Origin of the sequence: Paenibacillus sp. DS2015, from assembly GCF_050433705.1 — a bacterium.
Classification (GTDB): domain Bacteria; phylum Bacillota; class Bacilli; order Paenibacillales; family Paenibacillaceae; genus Paenibacillus_AQ.
The window spans coordinates 1-8,589 of sequence record NZ_JBNPWS010000058.1; the positions used below are offsets into that span (position 1 = coordinate 1).

Sequence of the window (8,589 nt, forward strand, 5' to 3'; positions counted from 1 at the left end):
AACCAGATTCTACGGAAGATAAAGATTCATAATTTTGCTCGATGTAGGGAATTTTCAACTGCTACTTTTGGGGATTATTAAGTTGGTGTTGACAAAACATTCCGTGTTTTTAAAGAGAAGTCAATGTTATGCTTTTTATTAAAGCAATTCCGTCTTCAATAGAAAATCTATAATGCCTCTTAATTTGTTAATGAATATTTGTAGGGTATAATAATATTGGAAATAACATACATACTTTAATTGTATTTGGCGACTTTATGATTAGTGGTTTTTTCCGGGAAGCTTCATCTACATTATTACATACGGTCTCCGACCATACCTTAACCACTCAGATTATGAAATTCTCCGTATTTGATTACCTAGATTATTTATCCTTAGGGTTTGCAGGAACAGTCAGAGGTACATTTCTAGATATCCACTGTATGTACAGCATGGACCAAATATTGGCAGCGTTTGGCTACTGGAGTGAGGATAAAGCACCCAACTTCCGCGAAGGCGTGAAATCTGAGGAAATCTTTGAGAAGAGAAGGCGGGTCTATGAAGCGATAAAGGATTCGGAATCACACGACGGGATATTCTATAGGAAAGAAGCATGGAGGATACGGCCAACTATATAAATAAGAAAGCCTCCTTTTCACGGGAGGCTTTAGCAGCGAATAGTTACTCGCTGACAATCTGTTGTTAAGGTTTTGTATGATGATGAGAATCCTATCAAATAATTGACGGAATAGAAGGCAGAATGAACTAGAGCCAATATAAAAGTTTCAGTTCGTTCGGAATGTTTATCTATTTTCTTTTTGTTAGTATCATAAATGATGATAAGATAATCACTAAGGCTGCTCCTAATTGCCATACTTCGAAACCGGTAATCATAAATGCAATTATACTAATGATACAGAGAATAATAGCAATTTTCATGTTCACTTTCATGTGATTCCCTCCCAAGTTTATTTTATAATTTCACCTTACTATAAGAACTCATATGTGGGTTGTCATTTAATAATTCTATAATTTTTTATCAGCTTTTCTAAGATACTATTTCGGCGACTATATAAGTATTTAATTGAAATACTAAGAGTAAGTATGAATAGAGCAATATAAAATATTGAAATAAGATATAAGTTACTTGATAAGTATTGATTCACCAATATTCCTACCAGACAAACTAAACCCACAAAAAGCGAGTTCACAACATGAAATGAGGTAATTGCAGTCCGTCCTTTAAATAACTGTTGTTCGTCAGTCCAAAGAAATATAGGGAAGAGTATGTCAAATATGACACCAAGTAGTACACCGTTCAAGGAAATTATAACTGAAAGGAGAAACCACAGAAACAAAGCCGTTACAGGTACATTCAGAAATTGGTAGATTATATAACAATATAAACCTATTGTAGGTGAAAATATAATCCACGATGTTAAGATTTTGGCTAATAAAAGACTCCTTTCGGATATAGGCAGTATACTTTTAATAAAAAGATCACTTTTTTCACGAGAGAATGAAGAAATAGCAATAGGATTCCATCCTATCGTCCATACTGAAAATCCAACCAAAAGTATAAACGTTAGGGTTAAATGATTTTCAATGAAAAGTTGAATACCCTCCAACTGTTTATTTAGAATAAAAACTAAAATACATAAAAATGGGAGAAGCATTGCACCAACCAAGCTTTTTATAAATAAGACAGGTCTTCTAAACAATACTTTAAATTCTTGTATGATTAATGACGGTACTTCTTTTCTAGTATATAGATGAATAGAGTATTCATTTGTATTAGATTGAACTCTGCTTTTCTTTTGTGCAGATGAATTATAGGTGTAAATATTAGCTCCAACACATATTGATATATATAAGAATAAACACGAAAGAAAAAGATAAGAGATGGTTGTGATTAGAGTCAAAGTTGTATGTTCTAAATGTTTGAATATATAACTTATTAATATACTGGGTGGATAATAATAAGTACTAGTGATATCGAATGTCATTTTTCCGAAAATCCTATTGATAATACCGTATTGTTGTATGAGAAAGAATGTGGCGGCCAGTCCAATGATAACAAGTAAGAAAGAAAGGAATTTTTTATAAAAATTAACCGTCTTCTTGTTGATGTTTAATAATCGCATACCGACCATTATGATCAACATATTAACGGAACTTGGAATAATAGGTATAGTAGCTATTATAGCTACTACAACGAAGTAAAAGTCCATGGGAGGGTGGTGAATTACTCCAATATACCAAATGATAGGAGTATAAAGCATTGATAACAGAAAATACTCCGATAAGAATAAGATGAACAACTTTGAAACAATAAGATCTCTGTTCTTAATAGGCAGATGGAAATAGGAAGTAATATCAGTTGAAAAAAAGAACATTGAAACTATTGGCATAAAACTAAGAATAAATATAAGTAGGCTTGAAACCATAAACATCAAAGCCATAATTAGACCTAGACTCGTATCTTCTCCAAAAGTCGCATGAAGAAATCGAATGAAATCTTCGATGAATATAAAATATAATATATAAAAGTACATAATGCCTATTATTCGAATATAAAGTGATTTGCGAGATTGAACTGTTGACCTGAAATTGACGAGCAACATATGTTTAATCAGTGTCATTATCATTTTTAGTTAACTCCATGAATAATTTTTCTAATGATACTTCGCTTTGCATTGCATTTCTTACTTCTTGCATAACGCCATCAAATATCTTTACGCCGTTATTAATGATCCCTATTTTGTCACAAATATGTTCTGCTGTTTCTAGCATATGCGTTGAGAATAGAACTGCATTCCCTTTCTCAGCGTGTTCCCTCATTAACTCTTTTAATGTGAATACTGCCTTTGGATCCAAGCCATTTAATGGTTCATCCAGAACCCATACTCTGGGGTTATGTAATAAGGAGCCCATGATTTGAATTTTTTTTCTCATTCCATGGGAATAGTTCTGAATGAAGTCCTCTAATGCATGTAACATATTGAACTTTGTGGCTAATGTCATTATAGTGTTCACACACCGCTCTTGGGGAACGGCATAAACATCTTTAAGAAAATTTAAGTACTCGATACCCTTTAAATGTAAGAAAAAGTTTGGCGTATCAGGGACATAACCTAAGCTTTGCTTGGCTTTAATAGTATTATATTTAATATCAAAGTTGTTTATCGTAATACTACCAAAGTCGACTGGATACATCCCAGTGATTAATTTAATTGTTGTTGATTTGCCTGCCCCATTAGGTCCTAGAAAACCGTATATTTCTCCTGGTAGTACTCTTAAAGATAAATTATCCACTGCTGTGTCCAACTTATTGTATTGCTTCGTGACTCCTTCTATATTCAGCATGTTTTAATACTTCCTCCTTTATTGAGAAATAGGTTCTTTTAGTTGGTCTTCGATAACACCATCCTCAACTTTCAGAATAATATCTGCTAAATTACTGATGTGCTTCTCGTGAGAGATTAGAATACATGTTTTACTTTTAAAAATACTATTAATAGCATCTTTCAAAAGTGATTGAGAACTTATATCCATATTAGAAGTAGCTTCATCAAAAATTAATACATCAGGGTCTTTTGCAATCGCCCTTAGAACAGCAATCTTTTGTTTTTGCCCTCCAGACAAATTATTCCCTTTTTCACCAATAGTGGTGGAATAAGGGTCGATATCATCAAATATCTTGTCGTTAAAAATTTTTAAAAGTTCTTCAAGTTTTGCATTGGTGATTTCAGGATTTGCCATTTTGATATTGTCCATGAGGGTACCTGAGAATAAAATAATATTCTGAGAAACAATTCCTATTCGATCTCTTAATGTTTTTATATTGATTTTATTTATATTTATACCATTTATGTTAATTTCACCCTCGTAATTAGTATAAAGACCTAATAGTAGTTTAACAATAGTCGATTTTCCAGATCCGTTAATGCCCTCAAAAGCAACTTTATCGCCTTTTTTCAGAGTGAAGTTAATATTTTTTAATGTCTGATCCTTACTGCCATCATAGTTAAAGGAAATATTTTTAAATTCTATAGTTTCTATGTTATTAATATTATGTCCTGATCGGTTGACTTCGGTATCTAATTTAAAAATTCCAACTATTCTTTGTAATGCAACAATACTTGGTTGAATGGTCATACTGAATGTAGAAAGTAATTGAACGGGTGCATATAACATTAAAACATATTGAGTTAATGCCATGTAATCTCCAATAGATAACTTTTTCTTCACAATTAGAATTCCTATAATTAATATTATAAGTATCTGAGAAAAATTCATTAGAAAAGAAACACCTTGGGTTCCAATTGCAGCGAATTTACCTCTGTTGATGGTTTCTTTAGTAATTTTATTTATACGTTTAGTTAGATCTTCAAATGTACTTTGCTCATTGTTTAATTGTTTTAGTTCTTGTATTCCTTCAATTGATTCTTGTAGCTTTCCTTTAGTTGTTGCAGTAACTTCATAGAGTTCTTTAGAACTAGAATGAATTCTTTTTAGGGATATACGTGATAGAAAATAAAATAAGGGTAAAAAGACTAAAGAAACGACTCCCAGAATCCAACTTTTATTAAGGATAAATATTAGTGCTCCAATAGCAGTTATTAATGATGCAAAAAAGTCAATTATAGCCGAAGAAAACAAGATTGATAATGAATCAGTTTCGTCTATTCTAGAAAGAATATAACCTTTCTTGTTTTTGTCAAAATAACTCATTGGTAAACGAAGCAGATGAGAGTAAAGATCTTTTTTTATTGACATTGTAAATAAAACGGAGGATTTGGTGTGTAAAATATTACTATAGTAGCTAATGATAAATTTGAAAAAATATAGACCTATTAGTAATAAACAAAAGTTAACAATAGTAGTAATCTCGCCAGGAACTATACCATAGTCAAAAACTTGTTTCGTAATATAGGGCATGATTAGATTAATACCACTCGATAATAAGGATAATAAAATTATTGCAACAATTAATGTTTTGAACTTTATTAGGTATTTTAAAATAAACTTAATATTATCCATATTGATTAGTTCCTCCATAATAGGATATTTGGATATTTTTATACATTCGAATCGAAGAATGTATTCCCACGATTAAAGATCTAAGAAATCAATTGAATAGAAGTATTGAATTTAGCATGTACTGTGGTTTTAGGGGTCTTGATCGAATTCCAAGTGAAGCTTCATTTACACGGCCCATTCAAAAGTTACAAAGATCCCAAGTCTCTCATTATTAAAATACACGCAACCAAAAGAATGAGAGAGAACAAATTAACTGCCTAGCCCTCATTCTCGAAAAAATGAAGTCGTTAATATTCGGTTGTCTGAGTATGGAGAAGATGATTTATGAAATTGACTCGCCTATGTAACAAATATCTTTTTTATAATAATCATTAGTTAATTGGTCTTCTAATGATCTGCAATCTACACAAGAAAATCTGAATTTACAATGTTGGCAAGTCTCTATTTTCTCTAATGAAAAACGCCAGAACGTATCCAATGTTTCTACAGTATCAAATAAATCAATAAAATTATCACGGTTTAAGTCCAATAGTATGTGATTTGTCATAGTAGGGCAGGGGGAAATCTTCCTGTCAGATGTGACGGCGATAATACCATTTAAACAAGGATGCAAATCTTTATTTAGACTGAAATTAGAAGAAAGTCTCTCAGAAAAATTAATTTTCGAATACTTTTGGAGATCGGATTGCTCATCTATAACAATACTTATTGATATAGTTTTAAAATTGTAGTTTTTTAATTTTTCTAAAGAAATCTCATGCTGCTGGGGAGTTGGATCATCAAATAAAATGTTTCCAAAATAATCTATATTATTAATTGAAAGTTCATTTAAAAACTCACGTAGGTAAGTTAATTTGATATCTAATTCTTTCTCATATTTATTTGTAGAATTGAATACGATAAGTGGATTTATTTTATACTTAATAAAGGATTTTACATATTTATCATCTATTAATTCACCATTTGTTTTCACAATTATTTGCAAATTTTCACTTGCATGTTCTCGCGTATACTTTAAAAGTTCTAATATTTGATTTTCTTTTATTAATGGGTCGCCACCATGAAATATCAAAGTGCTAACGGGTGTTTGCAAAATTTCATTAAGGATATTGCGGTAGAACTCCAAGTCAATCTCTTCAGAAATAACTTTAGGTTTTGTACAGGTTAAGCAGCTGAAAAGCTTAAGACTTTCACAGTTTTCACATTCTTTAGTACAGCTAGTAGGGAGTTCTATGTAGCAAGTAGTAAGGTCTAAATTAGTTGATGATTTTGCATGTCCAATTCTCGAATATTCTTCGACGTAATGATGTTCAGAAATTTCTGCGATTTCGGAAGTTATCAGTTGTTCAAAAAAGCTAAGAACTACTTTCTCTTCAAATTTCATTTTAATTTCTGATATTGGCGTGCCACGTTTAATTTCCCTTAGTATTTCAGTGTGTATTAAGTCGATTGAGTAATAGTCCTTATTGGATAAGTTGTATATTATGGAACCATTTTCTCCGAAGACAACTACACTATTATTTTTTAGAATTAAATAATTCATAAGTAACCCTCCCTTTTTAAGAATTTAAATTAGGTAATAATTTATTAGCATCAATTCCGTTTTCTAACATATTCCATATATTTCCGAATTCAGTCTGGATGCCAGTTCTCATATTATGGCAGTCCGGCGTCATGTTTATTTTGTCGAAATTCCCATTTTCATCGATCACTCCTGGGTAACATAACTCACATAGACTTTGGATCGGACAATTTACACAATCTTCAGCAACTTTCTTTTGATAATCTTCTAGCATATCTGAAATTAAAGGAATACTTAGCCAATCATCAATGTTCCCTATGGGTCTACTTTGGTTTATTCTTTCACAAACATGAAGGTTACCGGTCGAATCTACAGCTATCTTATCTCCAGGTACGCATGCTCCGGTAAAGGGGAGAAATTGAGGTCTTCTTTGGTTGAAAGGGATGTTATTCGATCTATTCAAAATGCTGAATATAGGAATGCTGAACAGAATGTTTAAAAACTCTTCTGTTTCCTTAATATCTAATGTTTGTATTTGCAAAATATAAATCTCTCTTAATTCCTCTAATGAATTTATAAAACGTGTTCTATCTTCAGATGAATATCGTTGATACCAATCAGTAAATGATGCGCCGATTTGTGATATTCTAGCTATTTTAGGTAACATATGTCGGTTGTTTTTGAAGAAATCTCTCATTCTCAAAAGATCTGTTCCTGTATCGATTGTTATTAATATTTGACAATATTCCTTATAGTAATCTGGGTATAACTCTTGGATTTTTTTCATATTTTTTAGAACGATATCGTAAGTACCTGAGCCATCTCCGTAAACTCTTAGTCGATCATTCTCTTGTTTATCGCCATTTAAGCTTATTGATAAAATAAACTTATTCCTAGCGAAAAAATGTATTTTATCATCATTCAATAAGGTAGCATTTGTAGTGGTAGAAAATAAAATTTTATTCTTATAAATCTCTTCTGAAAAAGCAATAACTTCTTTTATTAGTTTGAAATTTAATAGAGACTCTCCTCCATAAAATGCTATAAGGGGATTGTCAAAGAGATGTTTAGATTTTCTTAATTTAAAATGATATAAATATTGTTCTACTGCCTTTTTTGCTATACTGATATCCATAAAATCTGTATTGTGTGTTCTTTGATTGCTATAATTACCAGAATATATACAATACTCACATCGTATGTTGCACGACTCTGTAGTTAATAGGATAAGCTGATTTCCTCCATTACTTTCTAAATAACTTGTTAACTCTTCTTTATTTATCGAAATATCTTGCGGTTTGGAATTTCCAAACATAAACTTATTGTTTTCTTTATTTTCTTGAAACCTAACATTCCCAGAATAGTCATCATAATAATATGAATTCCCTTTTTTTGTTGTGAAAAAAAATCCTCTATCACTCATTTATATTATTCCTCCTCATTACCTATTTGATTTGGGGAAAATAAAAACAAGATATGTACACAAACAATAAATAATTATGTACATATCTTTCTGTTCGGATTTCTGATGTTACACTAAACTAGCATAATAGAATGAGCCAGTAACAATTGCTAGAGCTACGGGTCCTGTTGCAGCACCTACTGCACATGCTACATAACAAGGACCAGCACATTTAATTGAACAAGACCAACCGCTATCGTACGGAGTTACTGAATTTAACTGTTCCATATTTTCCACCTCCTTCCAGTAAAATAATTACATACACTGGAAAGTTAATCCATATAATTTACAACAATTCACAAATATGACATTAAAGTGTTAAGATTTCAAGAACTTTTAAGCTCACTATATTCTACTAGTGTGAATCATTAGAAATATAGTATTAGCATATTGATTAACAGAGTGTTGAAGAATGTGTGAAATATTATAATTTTATCAAATAATGTATATTAAACATAAACTCCATCGCAAAAGAGGTAACTTCATGAAACACTTTGGATTGGTTGCGCAGTTGCCCGAAAAAAAGGCCTTCATAACGACGGTATGAAGGCTACCACGATCGTGAACATATGAGCAGAAAAGT

7 protein-coding genes are annotated in these 8,589 nt (G+C 31.3%); 1 reads left to right on the forward strand and 6 read right to left on the reverse strand.

Annotated elements, in window-relative coordinates; translation table 11 throughout:
* Positions 1-257 precede the first annotated feature (257 nt).
* Positions 258-617 carry a hypothetical protein gene (locus tag J2T13_RS25690; protein WP_429375513.1) on the forward strand — a complete coding sequence of 120 codons (360 nt, stop codon included), beginning with the start codon at positions 258-260 and terminating at the stop codon, positions 615-617.
* Positions 618-786: 169 nt separating this feature from the next.
* Here J2T13_RS25690 and J2T13_RS25695 read toward each other — a convergent pair whose 3' ends face one another.
* The 6 genes from J2T13_RS25695 to J2T13_RS25720 all read right to left on the reverse strand — a co-directional run bounded on the left by J2T13_RS25695 (position 787) and on the right by J2T13_RS25720 (position 8,234).
* Positions 787-930: a hypothetical protein gene (locus tag J2T13_RS25695; RefSeq protein ID WP_429375506.1), complete on the reverse strand. Its 144-nt coding sequence runs from the start codon at positions 928-930 to the stop codon at positions 787-789.
* A 1,677-nt stretch (positions 931-2,607) separates the two neighbouring features.
* The gene (locus J2T13_RS25700) at positions 2,608-3,345 is read right to left on the reverse strand and encodes an ABC transporter ATP-binding protein (RefSeq protein ID WP_429375507.1); all 738 of its coding nucleotides are present in this window, start codon (positions 3,343-3,345) and stop codon (positions 2,608-2,610) included.
* A gap of 18 nt (positions 3,346-3,363) precedes the next feature.
* Entirely contained in the window at positions 3,364-5,022 is a 1,659-nt protein-coding gene (locus J2T13_RS25705; RefSeq protein WP_429375509.1) for an ABC transporter ATP-binding protein, read from the reverse strand.
* A 322-nt stretch (positions 5,023-5,344) separates the two neighbouring features.
* The gene (locus tag J2T13_RS25710) at positions 5,345-6,565 is read right to left on the reverse strand and encodes a 4Fe-4S cluster-binding domain-containing protein (RefSeq protein WP_429375510.1); all 1,221 of its coding nucleotides are present in this window, start codon (positions 6,563-6,565) and stop codon (positions 5,345-5,347) included.
* Between the two features lie 16 nt (positions 6,566-6,581).
* Positions 6,582-7,967: a radical SAM protein gene (locus J2T13_RS25715; RefSeq protein WP_429375511.1), complete on the reverse strand. Its 1,386-nt coding sequence runs from the start codon at positions 7,965-7,967 to the stop codon at positions 6,582-6,584.
* A 108-nt stretch (positions 7,968-8,075) separates the two neighbouring features.
* On the reverse strand, positions 8,076-8,234 hold the full coding sequence (locus J2T13_RS25720) for a hypothetical protein (protein WP_429375512.1): 159 nt from the start codon (positions 8,232-8,234) through the stop codon (positions 8,076-8,078).
* Between the last annotated feature and the right edge of the window lie 355 nt (positions 8,235-8,589).

Excerpts from the sequence above, each read along its gene's own strand:
- J2T13_RS25715 (WP_429375511.1), bottom strand. The coding sequence starts at position 7,967 with ATGAGTGATAGAGGATTTTTTTTCACAACAAAAAAAGGGAATTCATAT.
- J2T13_RS25710 (WP_429375510.1), bottom strand. The coding sequence starts at position 6,565 with ATGAATTATTTAATTCTAAAAAATAATAGTGTAGTTGTCTTCGGAGAA.
- J2T13_RS25720 (WP_429375512.1), bottom strand. The coding sequence starts at position 8,234 with ATGGAACAGTTAAATTCAGTAACTCCGTACGATAGCGGTTGGTCTTGT.
- J2T13_RS25695 (WP_429375506.1), bottom strand. The coding sequence starts at position 930 with ATGAAAGTGAACATGAAAATTGCTATTATTCTCTGTATCATTAGTATA.
- J2T13_RS25700 (WP_429375507.1), bottom strand. The coding sequence starts at position 3,345 with ATGCTGAATATAGAAGGAGTCACGAAGCAATACAATAAGTTGGACACA.
- J2T13_RS25705 (WP_429375509.1), bottom strand. The coding sequence starts at position 5,022 with ATGGATAATATTAAGTTTATTTTAAAATACCTAATAAAGTTCAAAACA.
- J2T13_RS25690 (WP_429375513.1), top strand. The coding sequence starts at position 258 with ATGATTAGTGGTTTTTTCCGGGAAGCTTCATCTACATTATTACATACG.